This window comes from Desulfarculaceae bacterium (assembly GCA_020444545.1).
GTDB lineage: Bacteria > Desulfobacterota > Desulfarculia > Desulfarculales > Desulfarculaceae > Desulfoferula.
Map to the genome: position 1 here is coordinate 683,893 of JAHLKT010000001.1, position 18,944 is coordinate 702,836.

15 protein-coding genes are annotated in these 18,944 nt (G+C 67.7%); 7 read left to right on the forward strand and 8 right to left on the reverse strand.

The window, feature by feature from the left end; translation table 11 throughout:
* Positions 1–88 precede the first annotated feature (88 nt).
* The 3 genes from KQH53_03180 to KQH53_03190 form a co-directional block, all read right to left on the reverse strand.
* A complete protein-coding gene (locus tag KQH53_03180; GenBank protein ID MCB2225656.1) occupies positions 89–3,277 on the reverse strand; it encodes an efflux RND transporter permease subunit in 3,189 nt (1,062 codons plus the stop codon).
* 19 nt (positions 3,278–3,296) lie between these two features.
* Positions 3,297–4,313 carry an HlyD family efflux transporter periplasmic adaptor subunit gene (locus tag KQH53_03185; protein MCB2225657.1) on the reverse strand — a complete coding sequence of 339 codons (1,017 nt, stop codon included), beginning with the start codon at positions 4,311–4,313 and terminating at the stop codon, positions 3,297–3,299.
* A 114-nt stretch (positions 4,314–4,427) separates the two neighbouring features.
* The gene (locus tag KQH53_03190) at positions 4,428–4,859 is read right to left on the reverse strand and encodes a DNA-binding protein (protein MCB2225658.1); all 432 of its coding nucleotides are present in this window, start codon (positions 4,857–4,859) and stop codon (positions 4,428–4,430) included.
* Between the two features lie 150 nt (positions 4,860–5,009).
* Here KQH53_03190 and KQH53_03195 point away from each other — a divergent pair, with 150 nt between their 5' ends.
* The 4 genes from KQH53_03195 to KQH53_03210 all read left to right on the forward strand — a co-directional run bounded on the left by KQH53_03195 (position 5,010) and on the right by KQH53_03210 (position 10,276).
* Complete coding sequence (locus KQH53_03195; protein MCB2225659.1) at positions 5,010–6,200, forward strand: MFS transporter; 1,191 nt, start codon at positions 5,010–5,012, stop codon at positions 6,198–6,200.
* A gap of 64 nt (positions 6,201–6,264) precedes the next feature.
* On the forward strand, positions 6,265–7,383 hold the full coding sequence (locus KQH53_03200; GenBank protein ID MCB2225660.1) for a M20 family metallopeptidase: 1,119 nt from the start codon (positions 6,265–6,267) through the stop codon (positions 7,381–7,383).
* Between the two features lie 270 nt (positions 7,384–7,653).
* A complete protein-coding gene (locus KQH53_03205; GenBank protein MCB2225661.1) occupies positions 7,654–9,951 on the forward strand; it encodes a hypothetical protein in 2,298 nt (765 codons plus the stop codon).
* Positions 9,952–10,033: 82 nt separating this feature from the next.
* On the forward strand, positions 10,034–10,276 hold the full coding sequence (locus KQH53_03210; GenBank protein ID MCB2225662.1) for a hypothetical protein: 243 nt from the start codon (positions 10,034–10,036) through the stop codon (positions 10,274–10,276).
* Positions 10,277–10,333: 57 nt separating this feature from the next.
* On the opposite strand, the gene KQH53_03215 is transcribed toward KQH53_03210, so the two are convergent.
* The 3 genes from KQH53_03215 to KQH53_03225 all read right to left on the reverse strand — a co-directional run bounded on the left by KQH53_03215 (position 10,334) and on the right by KQH53_03225 (position 12,674).
* Positions 10,334–10,852, reverse strand: a complete 519-nt coding sequence (locus tag KQH53_03215; GenBank protein MCB2225663.1) for a hypothetical protein — start codon at positions 10,850–10,852, stop codon at positions 10,334–10,336.
* A 77-nt stretch (positions 10,853–10,929) separates the two neighbouring features.
* On the reverse strand, positions 10,930–11,463 hold the full coding sequence (locus KQH53_03220) for a hypothetical protein (GenBank protein MCB2225664.1): 534 nt from the start codon (positions 11,461–11,463) through the stop codon (positions 10,930–10,932).
* A complete protein-coding gene (locus KQH53_03225) occupies positions 11,463–12,674 on the reverse strand; it encodes a divalent metal cation transporter (GenBank protein ID MCB2225665.1) in 1,212 nt (403 codons plus the stop codon). Before KQH53_03225 ends, KQH53_03220 begins: the two co-directional genes overlap by 1 nt.
* Before the next feature lie 132 nt (positions 12,675–12,806).
* Between KQH53_03225 and nudC the strand changes: the two genes are divergently transcribed.
* Both nudC and KQH53_03235 read left to right on the forward strand, forming a co-directional pair.
* Positions 12,807–13,649, forward strand: coding sequence for an NAD(+) diphosphatase (gene nudC / locus KQH53_03230; GenBank protein MCB2225666.1), 843 nt, complete (start codon positions 12,807–12,809; stop codon positions 13,647–13,649).
* Between the two features lie 39 nt (positions 13,650–13,688).
* Complete coding sequence (locus KQH53_03235) at positions 13,689–14,237, forward strand: thioesterase family protein (GenBank protein MCB2225667.1); 549 nt, start codon at positions 13,689–13,691, stop codon at positions 14,235–14,237.
* Here the strand turns inward: KQH53_03235 and KQH53_03240 are convergent.
* Positions 14,234–14,830, reverse strand: coding sequence for a flavodoxin family protein (locus KQH53_03240; GenBank protein ID MCB2225668.1), 597 nt, complete (start codon positions 14,828–14,830; stop codon positions 14,234–14,236). The genes KQH53_03235 and KQH53_03240 overlap by 4 nt on opposite strands.
* Before the next feature lie 110 nt (positions 14,831–14,940).
* Between KQH53_03240 and KQH53_03245 the strand changes: the two genes are divergently transcribed.
* Complete coding sequence (locus KQH53_03245) at positions 14,941–16,728, forward strand: SLC13 family permease (GenBank protein ID MCB2225669.1); 1,788 nt, start codon at positions 14,941–14,943, stop codon at positions 16,726–16,728.
* A gap of 820 nt (positions 16,729–17,548) precedes the next feature.
* On the opposite strand, the gene KQH53_03250 is transcribed toward KQH53_03245, so the two are convergent.
* Positions 17,549–18,940, reverse strand: coding sequence for an FAD-binding protein (locus KQH53_03250; GenBank protein MCB2225670.1), 1,392 nt, complete (start codon positions 18,938–18,940; stop codon positions 17,549–17,551).
* Between the last annotated feature and the right edge of the window lie 4 nt (positions 18,941–18,944).

Here is an 18,944-nt window from a genome sequence, read left to right on the forward strand (position 1 = left end):
CGGAGCGAGGCAACCCCGACAGCGAGCTGTCGGGGTCAACAGAGGGAGAAGCGAAACCAGCGAAGCAGCCGCCGCCCGGCGAAGCCGCCTAAACAGGTTCGGCCTTGGCCTCCAGCTTGGCGGCCTTCTTGGCGGAGCGTTTTTCCAGGTGAGCTTCCACCAGGTCCCACATGACGGGCACCACGATGAGGGTGAGCAGGGTGGCGGTGCACAGGCCGGTGACGAAGGTCGAAGCCATGGTGCCCCACACCAGGCTGTACTCCGGGAAGCCCACGGCCATGGGCAGCAGGCCCAGGGTGGTGGTCAGAGTGGTGAGCAGGATGGGCCTGAGGCGGATGTTCACCGCCTGCCACAGCGCCTGGCGGCGGTCCAAGCCCGAGCGCAGGCGCTTGTTCAAAAATTCCACCAGCACCAGGGCGTCGTTGACCACCACCCCGGCCACGCCCACCGTGGCCACGAAGGAGTTGATGGTGAACAGGGTGCGGGTGAGGAACTTGCCGTAGATCACCCCGATGAGCGCGAAGCTCACCGCGCTGAGGATGATCAAGGGGTGCACGTAGCTTTTGAACTGGGTGGCCAGGATCACGTAGATGATGAGCAGGGCCACGCCGAAGGCGTACAGCAGCGACTGGAAGGATTTGCGGGTGGACTCGAACTCCCCGGCAAAGGACAGGGTGGCCCCGGGGTAGTCGGCGGCCATCTCGCGGTAGTGGCCCATGACCCGCTGCACCACCGTGCCGGTGGACAGGGGCGCGCCGGGCTTGAGGTTGCCGGTGATGGTCACCGCACGCTCGCCCTGGTAGCGGTTCAGCTGGCCCAGGTCGCTGTAGAGCTTGGGATGGGTCAGGTCGCCCAGGCGCACCGGGCCGGAGGGGTGCTCCAGCAGGGGCAGGTCCAGGGCGCGCTCCGGGGTGGTGATCGCCTCGGGGTCCAGCTTCACCTTGAGGTCCACGTCCTCGTCCACCAGGCGGTATTTGCCCACGTAGCGGCCGTTCAAGATGGTGCCCGCCAGGGTGACCACCTGGGCCGGGGTGGCCCCGTACTCGGCGGCGCGCTCGGGGATGACCTGGTAGCGGAAGACCCGGGCGGGCTGGCCCCGGTCGTCGGAGATGTCGATCACCGAGCCCTGCATGGCCGGCCCGGCCAGATAGGCCCGGATGTCGGCGGCCAGGCGGCTCACCGCCTCGTGGTTGGGGCCCACGGCGCGCACGTTAATGTCCTTGCCCGCGGGCGGGCCGTCCTTTTCGGGCCGCACCCACAGCCGGAGCCCCTCGGTGGCCAGGGGCTTGATGTGCGCGCGCACCCATTCCACGTGGGCCACCGGGTCGTTGGTGGGGTGGTCGGCGAAACGGCGGTCGTCCTTGGCCGGCAGGGTGACGGCGATGTGGGCCAGGTTGGCCCCGAAGATGGGCTCGTAGTCCTCGCTGATGTAGAAGCCGGTGATGGCCGCCGCGCTGCGGGCCTGGCCTTTGCCGCCCTCCATCACCTTGGCCGCGATCTCCTTCACCTTCTGGTTGGTGCGCTCGATGGGCCAGGTAATGGGCGCCTCCACGTTGATGTAGTAGAGGCTGTAGTCGTCCGGGAAGAACTTCACCTTGATCAGCTGGGCCGCCCCGCTGGCGCTGATCACCGCGATGGCCATGGCGCTTAGGAACAACAGCCCCACCAGGCCCAGGGTGAGCCAGCGGTGCCTCAGGGCGCGCTCCAGAAGGTAGGTGGTGAAGCGGCGCGAGGCGCGTATGGCCACGCCCTCGCCGGTGAAGTCCATCTTCTCTTCGTCGATGTGGCTCTTGAGCTTCTTGGGGCCCCAGTCGCGGTAGTGCAGCGGCAGGATGAACAGGCACTCGAAGACGCTGGCCGCCAGGGCGAAGCTGACCGCCTTGGGGATGAGCGCGAAGAACTCCCCCGTGGAGCCGGTCATGATGAGCATGGGCAGGAAAGCCGCCGCCGTGGTGCTGGTGGCGCTGACCACCGGCCAGGCCACCTCGCTGGCCCCGTTGATCACCGCGTCGTTGAGCTTTTCGCCGGATTGGTAGTGGCGGTAGATGTTCTCCACCACCACGATGGCGTCGTCCACGATGATGCCGCTGACCAACACGAAGCAGAACAGGGTGATCTCGTTGAGGCTGTTGCCCGTGAACTTCATGAAGACCATGGTGAGCAGGAAGGAGAAGGGGATGCCCACCGTGGTGATCAGGGCGTTACGGAAGCCCATGAAATAGGCGATGACCGCGCAGACCAGGAACACGCCCACCAACAGGTTCCAGCCCATGGTGGTCATGGCGTCGTTGATCTTCACGGTGCTGTCCTGGGTGAGCACCAGGGAGACCTTCTCGCGCTCCATGGCCGGGCGGAAGCGCTCCAGCACCTGGTGCACCGCCTCCACGATGTCCAGGGCGTTGCCGTCCCGGTTCTTGATCACGCTCAGGGTCACGCAGTCCTGGCCGTTGACCGAGGTTAGCACCGTGGGGTCGCGGTAGGAGAGCAGCGCCGAGCTGGCCAGGTCGCTGATGCGCACGAAGCTGCCGTCCGCGTCGGTGCGCACGATGGCGTCCATCACCTGCTGGCGGGTGCGGTAGCGCTCGTCGGCCCGGATGACGAACTCGCCGCCCGGGGTGGTGAAGTCGCCCGCCGGGATGGACATCCCGCTCTGGCCCAGGGCCTGGGCCGCCTGGTCGAAGGTGATGCCGTGGCGGGTGAGCTTCACCGGGTCCAGCAGAACATGGAACTCCTTCTCCAGCTCGCCCCGGAGCTTGACCTCCTTGACCCCGGGAATCTGGCGCAAGGCGATCTTGATCTCCTTGGCCATCAGGGTGAGGGCGCGGTTGGAACGCTCGCCCAGGAGGTTCACGCTCACCGCGGGCAGCCAATCGTTCACGTCGATGGCGTTGAAGCTGGGCGGGTCGGCCTCCGGCGGCAGCTCGTCCAGCACCCGGAGCACCTTGAAGCGGATCTGGTCCAGCCCGGCCGCGTAATCGGTGTCGTCGATGAACTTGACCACCACCGTGGAGTGCTGGCGGTAGGAGGAGCTCTTGATGAACTCCACGTTCTCCAAGGTGTCCAGGGCGTCCTCGATCTCGCGGGTGACCAGCGCCTCCACCTCGGCGGGCGAGGCCCCGGGGTAGGCGGTGTCTATGTAGACCTTGCCGATCTGGACGTTGGGGAAGCGTTCCACCGGCATGGTGAGGAAGGCCCAAGCCCCCACCACCATGAGGATGACGAATAGCAGGTTGAACAGGACCGATTGGGCCAGGGTGAAGCGAACCAGGTTCTTCATGAGCGCCTGCCCCCCGTCTCTATCGCCTCACCTGGAAACTCTGCCCCGGCTTTACCTGGGGCGAGGAGACGCGCACCGTGCCCTTTGGGCCGGGGCCCAGGTAGATGACCCGCACCTGGCGTCCGTCGGCGCGGGTAAGCCAATGCTCTTGGTAGCGCTCGGTGAGCGCGCCCTTGGGCAAGAGCACCGCGCCCGAGGGGTCGGGCACCTTCAAGGCCAGCTCCACGCGCAGGCCGCCGCGCCTTTCGGTGAGGCCCGGGCCCAACTCCAGCTCCAGGAGAATCTTGCGGGTGACCGGATCGAAGGCCGGGCTGAGGCGCTCCACCTTGGCGGTCACCTCCAGGTCCAGGTGGGGCAGGAACACCCTGATGTCGCCATGCAGATGGCGGAGCTGGCCGTATTCATCGGGGCTGAGCGCCAGGGGCACCAGCAGGGTGCGGAAGTCGCCCACCAGGCCCACCTGGGTGCCCGCGGCCACCCACTGGCCCGGCTCCACCTTGCGCTCGATGACCTGCCAGCCCACCGGCGCCTTGATCAGGTGCCGCTCCTGGCGCTCCAGGAGAATCTTGGCCTTGGTCTTGAGCGCGGCCAGCTGCAAAGTGGCCTGGGCCAGCTCGTCCTCCTGGCGATCCAGGCGGCTGGGGGCCTCGCTGCCCCGCTTGACCAAATTGCGGTAGCGCTCGGTGTCTTTTTTTAGATAGGCCACCCGGCTAGACAGGCGCTGCTGGTCCACCTGGTTGTTCTCCAGGTCCAGGCGGGTGAAGGTGTCGTCCAGCTTGGCGAAGAGGCCGCGCTTGCCGATGGTGCCGCCCACGTCGTGGTAGACCTTGAGGCAGCGGCCGCTGACCTCCGAGACCACGGGCAGCTTGGCCCGGGCGCGGGTGTAGCCGCTGAAGGTGAGCAAACGGGTGGCCGGCTGGGCCTGGGCCACCTTGACCTCGGCCGCGGGGGCGGGCGCCTGGTCGGCCGCCGGGCAGGCCGCCGCCAACAGGCACACCAAGGCCACGGCCAGCAGCAGGGTGCGGATGGGCGCCATGGCAACCTCCGGGGCGGGCGGAAGAACACAAGCGCCGGGGACGATCCCGGCGCGGGTCGAAAAGGGATTATAACCCAAGCCGGCGTCCGGAGAACACCGGCTTGGGAAAGGGATTTACTTCAGGTCCCAGAGGGGCAGGCCGGTGGGCCCGTCCAGGGTGCGCACGAACTGGGTCTCGCTGGCGAACTCGGTGACGATGGCCTCGCAGGCGAACACCGGCGCGCCGGGGGCCAGGTGGCCGCCGAAGAGCCGTCCCTGGCTGTCGCCCAGGGTGATGTGGGCGTGCACGAAGGGCTCGCCGTCCTTGAGCGACACGTTGCCCACCAGGGCCACGATCTCCAGGGCCTCGTCGAGCTGATGGAACTCGTACTCGCGGGTGTCCTGGTTGTAGAAACCCAGGGTGGCCCGCTCCACCGCGCCGATGGCCCGCACCTCGCCGGCGCTGACCTTGGCCTTGCGGCAAAAGGCGTTGAGTTCCTCCAAGAGGTCGCCGCCCTTGGGCAGGCGGCCCATAAGGGTGCGCACGGGCTTGACTTCCTTGATCACGTTATTCCTCCCGGCCGCGTGGGCCACGATGATATTCGCCTTTCACTTTAGCAGATCGGCCTGGCCAGGCAAGGCCCGCCTGGACAGGTGGGCGGCGATGGGACACAATGCATCCTGGTTCGCCATCGACCCGGCGGGCATGGAGGCGGCATGAGACACCAGGCGTTGGAGCCGGGGCCCATGCGGCGGCGCTTGGGGCCGCTGGTGTTCCTGGCGGGCATCTTTTTCCTCAACTTCGTGGGGCGGGTCTGCTTGGCCCCCCTGCTGCCCAATTTGGAGCAAGACCTGAGCCTGAGCCATGCCCAGGCCGGGAGCCTGTTCCTTTCCATGTCAATGGGCTACTTTATCGCCGTCTTCTGCTCGGGCCTGGTAAGCCAGCGGCTGACCCACCGGGGCACCATCCTGCTCTCGGCCCTGACGGTGGGCCTGGTGCTCTTGTGCGCCCCCCTGGCCCACGGCCGCTGGACCCTGAGCCTGATGTGCCTGGTCCTGGGACTTTCGGCCGGGCTCTACCTGCCCTCCGGGGTGGCCGCCCTCACCTCCTTTGTGCGCCCCGAGGACTGGGGCAAGGCGGTGGCGGTGCACGAGCTGGCCCCCTCCGGGGGCATGGTGGCGGCGCCTTTCATCGCCGAGCTTTTGCTGGGGCCCCTGTCCTGGCAGGGGATCATGGCCCTGATCGGCGCCGGGTCCCTGGCCCTGGGCCTGGCCTACGCCGTGTGGGGGCGGGGCGGGGAGACGCCCGGCCATCCGCCCAACCCCGCCGCCCTGACCACCCTGCTCAAGCTGCCGGCCATGTGGCTGATGATCCTGTTTTTCGCCATGGGGGTGGGGGCCAGCCTGGGGGTCTACACCATGATGCCCCTGTACCTGGTGGTGGAGAAGGGCTTTGACCAGGGACACGCCAACCTGCTGGTGGGCTTCTCGCGCCTGCCGGGCCTGGGGCTGGCCTTTGTGGCCGGCTGGGCCCACGACCGTTTCGGCCCCCGCGCCTCCCTGGTGATGGTCTTCACCGCCACCGGCCTGGCCACCCTGGGGACGGGCCTGGGCTCCGGCGGCTGGCTGGTGGCCGCGCTGTTCATCATGCCCACCGTGGCCGTGTGCTTCTTCCCGGTGGGCTTCGCCGCCTTGTCTCAGGTGGCCCCGCCCCATCTGCGCGGGGTGGCCGTATCCCTGGCCACGCCCCTGGCCTTCATGGTGGGGGCCGGAGTGGTCCCCACCTTCATCGGCTGGATGGGCGAGCACGTCAGCTTCGGGGCGGGCATCACGATCTGCGGCCTGTGTTTATTGGCCGGAGCGTTTTTGGCCCCCTTGTTGCCGCGGAGATCCAGCCAGGCATTGTGAGGCCTTGGCAAGGGGGGGCGTCTGTGGTGAGATGGAGCCATAACTCCCCGACAGGAGCCCCGGCATGATACCGGACCCCCTAGAGCTGACCCAGCGCCTGATCCGCCTGAACACCTGCAACCCGCCCGGCGACGAGGGCCCGGCGGTGGAGCTGCTGAGCCCGCTGCTGGCCCAGGCTGGTTTCGAGCTGGCCGTGAGCGAGTTCGCGCCCGGCCGCCCCAGCTTGGTGGCCACTCTTCGCTTCGGCCCCGAGCCGCCGCTCATGATGACCGGCCATTTGGACACCGTGGCGGTTCAGGGCCAGGCCTGGGCAAGCGATCCCTTTTCCGGCGAGATCAAAAACGGCCTGATCCACGGCCGGGGGGCCAGCGACATGAAGAGCGGGGTGGCGGCCATGGTCTGGGCCGCCATTCGCCTGGCGGCCGAGAGGCCCGCCAAGGGAGGGCTGGTCTTGGCCCTGACCGCCGGGGAGGAGACCAGCTGCCTGGGGGCCGAGCATTTGGCCGGACGGCCGGAGCTCTTGGGCGGGGCCGGGGCCGTGTTGGTGGCCGAGCCCACCGCCAACCGGCTCATGTTCGGCCACAAGGGGGCCCTGCGCCTGCGGCTGGATTTCCAGGGCAAGGCGGCCCACGGCTCCATGCCCGAGCTGGGCGACAACGCCATCCACAAGGCGGCCGCCGCGGTAATGAAGCTGGCCGCCTTCTCCTTCAGCGCGCCGCCCCACCCCATCCTGGGCCGGGCCACTCTGAACGTGGGCACCATCAGCGGGGGGCGGGCCGCCAACGTGGTGCCCGACCACGCCGAGATGGGCCTGGACCTGCGCCTGCTGCCGGGCATGGAGCCGGCGGCGGTCAAGGACGAAATCGCCGCGCTCCTGGGGCCCGAGGCCAAGATAAGCGCCGGCGCCGACTCCCAGGCGCTGTGGACCGACCCGGAAGACCCCTGGGCGCGTTCGGTGCGGGGCATCATCGCCGGGCGGCGCGGCGCGGAGCCGCCCGTGGCCGGGGCCACCTACTTCACCGACGGCTGGGCCTTGAGCCGGGCCCTGGGGGGCGCGCCCGCCCTGATCCTGGGGCCCGGGCTCCCGGGGCAGGCCCACGTGATCGACGAGACCTGCCCGGTGGCCAACATTGCCGAGGCGGCGGAGGATTATCTGGCCATCGCCCAAAGCTGGTGCAGTTAGCGGACGGCTTCGCCAGGACGCGCCATACGGCGCAAAGCGAGCCCATTTTCTTCCCTCTCCCTACTGCTTTCTTTGCCCCCGCTCCCCTCTTCCCGGCTTCTTATTCCCCGTTGCCCCGCGCCCGAGGGCGAAAATGGGCCCGATTGGGCACATCCCCGCAAAACTCCTGCTTGTTCACGGCCTTTCAGGTGGGTTAACATTTTCAAGATAGCTTGCAATTCGCGCCTGCGCGCCGCCCGACGGCGGCCCACTTATCACGGGAGAGGGAATATGGACTGGTACAAGGACTTTCCTGTTCTGATTATTTCCGACAGTCTGGGAGCCGAGGGATATCTGGGCCGCGCCCTGGACAACCTCATCGACGAGCTGGAGGCCATGGACCTGGAGGTCCTGGAGGCCGAGACCCTGAGCGACGGCGAAATGACCCTGACCGGACGGCCCGACGTGGGCTGCGTGCTGCTGGACTGGGAGCTGTGCAACCGCACCGCGGCGGACAAGAAAAAGGCCGAGGCCATGGCCAAGGAGGCCAAAGCGCGCAACTTCCAGGTTCCGCTCTACCTGATGCTGGACCGCGACAGCGTGGAGAACATCCCCCTGGGCCTGGACAGCCTGGTGCACGGCTACATCTGGGCCACCGAGGACACGGCGGAGTTCATCGCCGGGCGGGTCGAGATGGCGGTGGAGCATTACGCCGAAAAGCTGATGCCCGCGTTCTTCAAGATGCTGGTGGAGTACTCCGAAGAGTACAAGTACGCCTGGCACACCCCGGGCCACACCGGGGGCACCGCGTTCTTGAAATCGCCGGTGGGCCGCGTGTTCTTCAACTTCTACGGCGAGAACACCCTGCGCTCGGACCTTTCCATCAGCGTGCCCGAGCTGGGGTCCTTGATGGAGCACTCCGGGGTGGTGGGCGTGGCCGAGCGCAACGCGGCCAAGGCCTTCCGGGCCGACCAGACCTATTTCGTGACCAACGGGACCAGCACGGCCAACAAGGTGATCCTCTGCGGCCGGGTGTCGCCGGGCGACGTGGTCCTGGTGGACCGCAACTGCCACAAGTCCATGATGCACTCGCTGATCCTCACCGGGGCCACCCCGATTTATCTGAACCCCACCCGCAACTATCAAGGCATCATCGGGCCCATCCCGGCCAGCCAGTTCTCCAAGGCCAACGTCGCCAAGCTGCTGAAGGACAACCCGCTCACCAAGGGGGTGAAGCCCGAGGAGGTGGCCCACACCGTGGTGACCAACAGCACCTACGACGGCCTGCTCTACCACACCGGCCAGGTGAAGGACGGGCTCAGGGACTGCACCCAGGGCCTGCACTTCGACGAGGCCTGGTACGCCTACGCCTGCTTCCATCCCATCTATGACGAGCGCTACGCCACCTACGACCATCCCGGCGAAAAGGGCGGGCCGCCCATGTTCGCCAGCCAGTCCACCCACAAGCTCCTGGCCGCCTTCAGCCAGGCCTCCATGGTGCACGTGAAGGACCGCCACGTGACCGACCCCAAGGGCAAGGTGAACCCGGACCGCTTCAACGAAGCCTTCATGATGCACACCTCCACCAGCCCCCAGTACAGCATCATCGGCAGCCTGGACGTGGCCACCCGCATGATGCAGGACGGCCGGGGCAAGGTGCTCATCGGCGACTGCATCTCCGAGGCGGTGGCCTTCCGCAAGAAGCTCTACGCGGTGGGCAAGGAGCTGGAAAAGGGCAAGGACTGGTTCTTCTCCTGCTGGCAGCCGCTCAAGGGCAAGGGCAAGAAGGCCTTCGCCGAGATGGCCGACGCCGAGCTGGAGAACCAGGCCAAGCTGTGGGAGCTGGCCCCCAACGAGAAGTGGCACGGCTTCGAGGGCCTGGGCAAGGGCCAGGCCATGCTCGACCCCATCAAGGTGACCATCGTGGCCCCGGGCATCAACCCCGACGGCTCCATGGCCAAGGAGGGCATCCCCGCCGCCTTGGTAAGCAAGTTCCTGGAGGCCGACGGCGTGGTCCCGGAGAAGACCAACATCTATTCCTTCCTGATGCTCTTCTCCATGGGCGTGACCAAGGGCAAGTCCGGCACTCTGCTGGCCGCCTTGTTCGAGTTCAAGCGGGCCTATGACCGGAACCTGCCCCTGGAGGCGCTCTTCCCGGACCTGACCGGCGATTACCCCGAGCGCTACAAGGGCATGGGGCTCAAGGACCTGGCCCAGGACATGCACGAGCACTACAAGGCCAAGGACATGGCCCGCATCGTGAAAAAGGTCTACGACGTGGTGCCCGCCCCGGCCCTGACCCCGGCCCAGGCCTACCGCGCCCTGATCAAGGACCAGGTGGACCTGTTGCCCCTGGACCAACTCTCCGGCCGGGTGGCCGCCGTGATGATCGTGCCTTATCCTCCGGGCATCCCCATCGTCATGCCCGGCGAGCGCTTCGACAAGAAGAGCCAGGTCATCATCGATTACCTGGCCATGATGCAGGAGTTCGACGGGGCCTTCCCGGGATTTGAGAGCGAGAACCACGGCATCGAGGTGCGCAGCGAAAACGGCGAGCTGAAGTACTACACCTACGCGGTCAAGGAATGAGACGCGCCTCCCGTCCTTGCGGAGCCGCCGCGCCTGTTTAGCTTATTGGGCAGAGGGGGAATGCAAGGACGGGAGGGACATTATGGCCCTGTTTAAATATTGCGGCGCTATGGTCGAGTGGCAGCCCGCCAAGGGCTACCGGAACCTGATCACCAGCGAGTGGGTGGATAGCCCGGTGGACGCGGTTGCCGCCTATGTGGACCAGAAGCCCGAGGAGCGCCAGGAGTTCATCACCCTGGCCAAGCGCATCCAGGATTTCTGGAGCGCCCACGCGGGCGATGCGGGCGATTTGCCCGCCTTTGACGAGGTGAACTTCGAGAACTAAGGCGCGCCGAGCAGGCGCGACGGCCCCGCCCGAAATGGGCGGGGCTTTTTTTGGGGGCTATTTGGTCAGGGTGTAGTCGGCGATGTAGTCCAACACCGCGTCGCCGCCGGTGTCGTCCTTCTTCAGGCCGCTGACGTAGCCGCCGGAAAAGCTTAAGGCTCCGGAGATGCCCTTGAAGCGCCCGGTGCCGCCCAGGAATTTGCCGCCGCCCTTGACCTTGGGCAGCTTCTGGCCCTGAACGAAATACTCCTCGCCCGAGGCCTGGAAGATGATGGTAGAGCCATCGGCGAACACCATCTTGCCGTAGCCCTGGTGGGTCCGGGTGCCGTCCTCGCTCTCGTACACGTCGAACTCGCCCACGTTTTCATAGGCCGCCTTGTCGCCGCCGGGGAACAGGCACACCCCCTCGTGGCGGTAGACCCCCAGGAGGTGCTTCTCGCCGTCTGGGGCGCTGAGCTTGTGCACCACGGTCAGGTGGCTGACTTCTTGCCAGACGAGCTTTTGGCCCGCCAAGGACGGGGCGGCCAGGCAGAACAGCAGGCCCAGGGTAAGGGCCAGGGAGACGAGGCGGGACATGATGCAATCCTCCGGGATGAGCGGGGCGTGGCTGAGGATCAAGCTACCCCAGGCCGGGGGCCGGGGCAAGAGCGGGGCTAAAGCCGGATGACCCGGGCGCAACGGGCGGCCAGGGCGGCCATGCGCTCCTGCTCCACCCGGCCCAGCTCGCCGCCACCCAGGCTGGCCCCCATGTAGCCGTTGATCACCACCGTGGGGGTGGCTTCGAGCACGGCGTAGAGGCGCGCCGGATCGCCGGCTTGCAGATGCAGCGACACGTCGTTGATGAACAGGGCGACCGCCGGGGCGGCCAGGTAGGCCGCGAAGGCCTCCTCGATGGCCGCCGCGTTTTGCGCCGCAAAGGCCGCGACCTCCCCGGGCGTCTTGCCGGTGAGGCGGGGGGCCACGATGGGCGGGGCGTAGAGGGTAAGCTCCACCCCGGGCGGGGGAGATAGCTTGCCGCCAACGCCCTTGGTCAGCTCCGGGGCCAGGTCCATGAGAGCCAGGGGCTCTACGCCCGCCTCGGCGAAGGCGCTCATGATCCCGGCCAGCAGGCGGGTCTTGCCCGAGTTCACCTCCCCGGCGATGAGGGTCCAGGAGCCGGTGAGCTCGGCCAAGGAGAGGGCGGGCATCACATGACCCCCAGGCGGGCCAGGATGAAGCGCAGGGCCAACAGGGTGGTGATGGCCAGGGTGATGAAGCCCAGCAGGTTGAGCCAGGCCGAGTTCACGTCCTTGCCGTAGAAGCGCTTCTGGTTGAGAAGGTAGAGGATCACCCCGATGATGACGGGCGTGCCGCACAGTCCCAGGGCCAGCATCACCGGCAAGAGCAGGAAGAAGCCGCCCTTGATGAAGGGCCCCAGGGCGGAGAGCAGCACCCCTCCGGCCAGCACCGCCCGGAAGCGGTTGTCGGTGCGCTCGGGCTTGAGCCCCGCCTTGTCAAAGATGAAGTAGGCCGCGGCCAGGTAGGTGGGCATGATGGTGCTGAAGGTGGCCGCCCAGAGCCCGGCCAAAAACACCGCCAACGCGCCGCTGCCCAACAGAGGCCCCAGGGCGCGGGCCACGTCGCCGGCCAGGCGCACCTTTACCCCCGCCGGGTGCAGCACCGCCGCGCCCACCAGGAAGATGGCCAGGCTGTAGAGCCCGAAGGCCAGGCCCATGGACACGATGGTGTCGAAGCGGGCCAGGGGCAGATCCGCCTTGGTCCAGCCCCGGGCGTTGGTGTTGTAGGTGTGCATCCCGATGATGGTGATGTGCACCGCGCCGCCCATGATGGCCGCGGCCATGAGCGCCGAGCCCGCCCCGCCGGGCAGGCTGGGCGCCAGACCCTTTACCAGGGCCACGGGGTCGATGTCCGCCTTGAGGGCGGTGAGAACGAAGCAGGCCACCACCAGGACCACCAGGCCCTTGCACAGACGCTCCAGCCAGGCATAACCCCCGCGCATGAGCAGGGCCGAGAGCACCACCGCGTAGGCCAGGCCCCACCAGGGCGAAGGCAGGCCGGTGACCAGGCCGGTGATGCCCACCAGGGCGTTCATCAAGACGATGGCCGCCAGGTAGGTGGCCAGCACCGCGTCGATGGTGAGCACCCAGCCCCACAGGGGGCCCAGGCGGTCGCTGGCCGCCGCGATGATGCCCCGGCCCTCCAGGACGCCGATGCGGGCGGCCAAATACTGGGCCGTGGTGCCGAAAACCGCGCTGAGTATGACCACCCACAGGAGCTGGTAGCCGAAGGAGGCCCCGGCGATGGACACGCTGGCCAGGGTGGCCGGGCCGCAGGCCACCGCGCTGACGATCCAGGCGGGCCCCATGCGCCGGGCGAAGGATATCCAATTGGAAAGCAAAGCCTAGCCTCCCGGTGGGCTGGTTAAGTGCGTGACAAATCTACCACGCCCGGCCCTGGCTGCCCGCCGCTTTGGCGCGGCGGCCTTCGGCGTGCTAGGTTTATTAACCGCACCCTTTGAGAGGTTTACGCCATGCCCCTGGATATGATCCCCAGCCTGACCCCCCCGCCGCCGGACGGCGGCCCGGTGTATTGGCTGGCCTTTTCCGGCGGCAAGCTCTTAACCAGCGAGCACAAGCCCCCCCGCCTGGCCCAGGAGCCCGCCGCCAAAGCCCTGGGCCTGACGCCGGAAGAGGCCATGTACGTGGGCGAGTGGCAGGGACGGCCCTGCTTCGCGGTGGAGCTGGCCGACGATACTCCCCCGCCGCCGGGGCATCTGTGGCACGGGCTCTACGGCCTGGCCATGGGCTGGCCCGAGGAGCAGACCTTCCTGGCCGGACGGGCCCAGCAGCTCTTGACCTGGGCCAAACGCAACCGCTTCTGCGGCCGCTGCGCCAAGCCCATGCAGGACGACCCCAACGAGCGCGCCCGGCGCTGCCCCTCCTGCGGCCTGGTGGCCTATCCCCGGGTGTCTCCGGCGGTGATCGTGGCCGTTGCCCGCGAGGGCAAGGTGCTCCTGGGCCGCTCGCCCCGCTTCCCGGCCGGGCGCATGAGCGTCTTGGCCGGGTTCGTGGAGCCCGGCGAGACCCTGGAGCAGACCGTGGCCCGCGAGGTGAACGAGGAGGTGGGAGTCCGAGTCAAGGACATCCGCTACTTCGGCTCCCAGCCCTGGCCCTTCCCGGACTCGCTGATGGTGGGCTTCGTGTGCAACTGGGCGGGGGGGGAGATAAGCATCGACGGCCAGGAGATCGTGGAGGCGGGCTGGTACGGGCCCGATTCCCTGCCGGGCATCCCCCCGCGCAGCACCATCGCCCGCCGTTTGATCGACCACGTGCTGGGCGAGGGCCACGCCTCGTTCGGCGGCGGCTGGAACTAGCCGCGAACCCCCGGCGCCCGCACGCTAGGAGCAAGCACCGTGTACCCCTGGATACGCGCCAGCAAGGTGGGGGCCCTGGCCATGGCCGCCCCCCGCATGAACCTGGGCGGCACCTCGCGCATCAGGATGATGGTCTGGCCCGGCGACCTGGACGCCCTGATGCACCTGAACAACGGGCGCTACCTAACCCTCATGGACCTGGGCCGCTTGGACCTGGCCATGCGGGCCGGGCTGGTTCCGGTGCTCCGGCGTAATAGCTGGACCCCGCTGCTGGGCGCCACCACCACCCGCTTCTGGAAGCCGCTTAAGCTATTCACCCGCTTCGAGCTGACCACGCGCATCGTGTGGTGGGACGAGAAGTGGATCTATTTGCAGCACGAGATGCACCAAGGCGGACACCAGGCCGCCCAGGCCCTGGCCAAGCTGGTGGTCAAGGGCAAGGGGGGCACCGTGCCCCCGGCCGAGCTGGCCCGCGAGATGGGCCTGAGCGTGGAGCCGCCCGAGCCGCCCAGCGGGCTGGTGCACTGGGGTAGCTGGGAAGAGGCGCTAAAGCAGGCCAACAACTGCAACGGAAATGGAGTGGGCTAGGCGGGCAGGTCCTTCAGGGACTCCACCAGGCGGGCTCCGGCGGCGCGGGCCTCGGCCAGGAGCTCGGGATGCGCCTCCACGTCGCCCTTGAGGTCCAGGCCGCGCACCAGCTGGGTGTCGGTCAGCTCCATGTCCAGAACGTCCATGAAGTACTTCACCGTGAGCAGCACGCCCTCGAAGAGCTTGGCCCCGTGGGTGGCCCCCACCGAGATGAACAGGCCCTTGCGCTGAGGGGTCCACTGGCCGAACTTCACCTTATCTATCCAGTACTTCTTGACCCACAGGCTCTGGAAGCGGTCCATCATGATCTTGGTGTGGGCGCTAACCGTATAGAAGAAGATGGGCGAGGAGAGGATCATGCCCTCGCAGGATAGGCACAGGTCGTAGAGGGCCTGGAAGTCGTCCTGGATGACGCAGCGGCCGTCCTTTTTGCAGCCGTAGATCTCCAAACAGGGGCTCATCTCCAGGTCCCTGAGGACCACGCTTTCCACCTCGGCCCCGGCCTCGCGGGCCCCGGCCACGGCCTCGTCGGTGAGCCGGGCGGAGTTGCCCCCCCGGCGGGGGCTGCCGTATATGGCCACGATGCGGCTCATGTATCGCTCCTAAGTTGCTGACAGATCAATGAGGCAATCTTAGCACATCGGGGAGGGGAGCTTTTCAAGCACCCGGGGGGGCGGTATAACTGGAAGCAACCAGGAGGCTTATGACTCACCTCGCCCTGACCACCGACATGATTCTGGTGCTGGCCCTCATCGGACTGGCCGTGCTTTTGTTCGTCACCGAATGGGTGCGGGTGGACCTGGTGGGCATCATGATGATGGTGCTCACCCCCTTCCTGGGCCTGGTCAAGCCGGCCGAGGCCTTCGCGGGGCTGAGCTCCAACGCGGTGGTGAGCATCATCGCGGTGATGATCATCGGGGCGGGACTGGACCGCACCGGCCTGGTGGGGATGCTGGTCAAGCCGGTGGTGTCGCTGAGTCACGGCAAGGCCAAGCGGGTGATGGTGTTGATCTCGGCCACCGTGGCGGGCATCAGCAGCATCATGCAGAACATCGGGGCGGCGGCGCTGTTTCTGCCCGCGGTGCAGCGCGTCAGCCGCAACCAGATGATCCCCATCTCGCGCCTGTTGATGCCCATCGGCTTCGCGGCCATCCTGGGGGGCACCACCACCCTGGTGGGCTCCAGCCCCCTGATCCTGCTCAACGATCTTATAAAACCCCTGGGGCTCAAGCCCTTCGGCCTGTTCTCGGTGACCCCGGTGGGGGTGTGCCTGGTGGCGGCGGGCATCATCTACTTCTTGGTGCTGGGGCGCTGGGTGTTGCCCGAGGGGCAGACCCCGCCGGCCGAGGAGTTGTGCCATCTGCACCCGCAGGAGGGGCGGCACTTCGAGGCGGTGGTGCCCGAGGAGCTGCCCCAGTCACTCACCGCCGAGGTGATGCTCCGGCGCTACGGGGTGCATTTGGTGGGCCTGATCAAATCCGGGGGCCACGAAAAGCTCATGGCCCCGGACGGGCGCAGCGTGCTCTACTCCGGCGACGTGGTGGCCCTGTTGGCCCGGCGGGAGGGGTTGGAGACCCTGGTGCGCGACTTTGGCCTGGAGGTAAAGCCGGAGCTGGAGATCTTCGCCGACGACCTGAGCCCCCAGCTCTGGGGCGCGGCCGAGGCAGTGGTGGCCCCCCGCTCCGAGCTGGAGGGCAAGACCCTGGGGCAGGTGCACTTCGTCAGCAAGTTCCATCTGAACCCCCTGACCGTGTTCCGGGGCAAGGAGCCCCGCGAGGTGCGCCTGGAGGCCATGGAGCTACGGGCCGGGGACAGCCTGCTCATGGAGGGGCCCTGGAGCCGCTTCCGCATCCTGGCCGAAAAGGGCTGGCTGATCTTCTGCACCCCGGTGCGCGAGGAGCCGCCTGCCTCGGGCCGGGCCGCCGTGGCCGGGGCCTGGCTGGCGGTTTCGCTGGTGCTGATCATGGTCTTCAAGGTGCAGCTGGGCCTGGGGCTGTTGACCGGCGCGCTGGGCATGTTGGTCTGCCGTGTGATCCCGGTGAGCGAGGCCTATCACTCCATCGATTGGCGCACCATCTTTTTGCTGGCCGGGCTGATGCCCCTGGGGCAGGCCACCCTGAACACCGGCACCGCCGCCTGGGTGGCCCAGGAGGCGCTCAGGTTGCTGGGCCACCTCTCGCCCCTGGCCGTGCTGGCCGCGGTGGGGATCATGTCCACCGCCTTTACCCTGGTGGTGAGCAACGTGGGGGCGGTAGTGCTGTTGGTGCCCATCGCGGTGGAGCTGGCCCTGGACGCCGGGGCCGACCCGCGCCTGGCCGCCCTGGCCGTGGGCCTGGCCACCTCCAACTCCTTCATCCTGCCCACCCACCAGGTGAACGCCCTGTACATGGGGCCCGGGCGCTATCACTCCACGGACTTCATGAAAGCGGGGCTGCCGCTGTCCATCGTGTTTCTGGTGGTTATGCTGGGGGTGCTCTACTTGCTGTATTAGGCGGCTGCGCCAGACGGCGGGATGCTGCGTTGCCGGCATCGCTCCAGCCTCGACGTAGCTATGGCTACGCCTGCGGCTGTCGCTCGCCGGACGCCTTGCCTGCCGCCGCCTGGCTGTGCCGCTAAGGCCGGTCTGTGTCGGTGAGCAGGCTGAGCCTCCCTTTTTTCCAAAATACCTGCTAGCGGGCAGGCGGGGATGAACCCCGCCCCTACATTAAAAAAAGCGTTTATCATTGCGAGGAGCCGCTCATCAGCGGCGACGCGGCAATCTCTGCCTGCAAGGGGCGGCCGCGCCATAATCAGGCCGCCGGGGTGGATCGTTGCCGCCCGCCGGACCTCTTGTGCCCGCGGCACCCAGACAGCGAGCTGTCTGGGCCGCCCAAGAGTGGTCATCCATTTCCGAACTTCTTGCTGGCGAACCGAGATTGCCGCGTCGCGGCCAAAAGGCCGCTCCTCGCAATGACAAGTTAAATTTTGGGTTTTTACAGAAGCATACGGTCAGCGGAGCGGCGGCCCGGTGGCGAGCCGGGAGCCGGTGTGCTGCGCGAGGCCGGGCACCAGGGAAGATTGCCACGCAACGGCGGGAAGGCCGCCTTTTTCATTACCAGCCCTTGGGCCGCCGCTGCTCGCAATGACGGCTATGGCTGTATGGTGCTGGAGTGATGGCCTTGTTCGCCGCCTATCCCGTGGCTGTGTGGGAGGGGCGGGGCGCTGGCCTGAACCTCCTGTCGCGCCGCCATGGCGCCGCGACCCAGACAGCAAGCTGTCTGGGCCACCCGGAGAGTTCCCTTATTCCAGATCTTTTTTCTGAGGGCCCTGGGTCAAGCCAGCATCTCCGGGTCGGGGATGGCCTTGTGGGGGTTCAATATGCCCGCCGGGTCGAAGAGCTTCTTGATGCCGTGCATCATCCCCAGGGCCACGGGGTCGATCTCCGCGCCCACGTAACCCAGCTTGCTGATGCCCACCCCGTGCTCGCCGCTGAGGGTGCCGCCCACGGAGAGCACCTTGGCGAAGACGTCGCTCACCGCCTCGTTGGCCGCGGCCAGCTGGTCGGGCTGCTTGGCGTCGAACATCACGTTGACATGCAGGTTGCCGTCCCCGGCGTGGCCGAAGGTGGGTATGGGCAGGCCCCGGCGCTGGCCGATCTCCTCGATGGCGCGGAGCACCTCGGCCAAACGGCCCAGGGGCACGGCCACGTCCTCGTTGTACTTGCTGGGGGCCAGGTGGAACACGGCCGGTCCCATGGCCCGGCGGGCCCGCCACAGCTCGGCGGCCTGGGAGGGGTCCAGGGCTACCTTGACCTCCTGGCCGCCGCTCTCGGTGAGCACCTGGGCCAGGCGCTGTGCCTGGCGGGGCACCACCTCGGGAGCGCCGTCCACGTCGATGAGCACCATGGCCTCGGTGCCTTCGGGCAGGCCCAGGCCGATGTAGGCGTCCACGGCCATGAGGCTGGTGCGGTCGATGAACTCCAGGGCGGTGGGCAGGATGCCCGAGCGCAGCACCGCCTGCACCGCCTCGGCCCCCTGCTCCAGCTCGCCGAACAGGGCGCTCACCGTGGCTTTGGTTTCGGGCTTGGGCAAAAGGCGCAGGGTCAACTCGGTGATCACCGCCAGGGTGCCTTCGGAACCCACGATGAGCCGGGTGAGGTCGTAGCCCACCACCGATTTCATGGTGGCCTTGCCGGTGCGGAAGACCTGGCCGGTGGGCAACACCGCGCACAGGGCCAGCACGTAGTCGCGGGTGACGCCGTACTTCACCGCGCGCAGGCCGCCCGCGTTCTCGGCCGCGTTGCCGCCGATGGTGCAGAAGTCCACGCTGGCCGGGTCCGGGGGATAGAACATGCCCTGGGCCTCGGCGGCGGCTTGCAGCTCGGCGGTGACCACCCCGGGCTCTACCACGGCCACCTGGTCGGCCGGGTCTATCTTGATGATGCGGTTCATGTGGGCCAGGTTGAGCACCACCCCGCCCGCCATGGGCAGGGCCCCGCCGGTGAGCCCGCTGCCCGCGCCCCGGGGAACCACCGGCACCTTGTGGGCCGTGGCCGCGGCCATGACCCGGGCGATCTGCTCGGTGCTCACTCCGCGCACCACCGCCTCGGGGCGGTGGGCCCGGCGGCTGGCGTCATAGGCATAGAGCACTATGTCCTCGGGGGCGTCGCTGAAATTTTCCGCGCCGGCGGCGAGGGACAGATCGCGGCGGGCTTCGGGCTGCATGAAC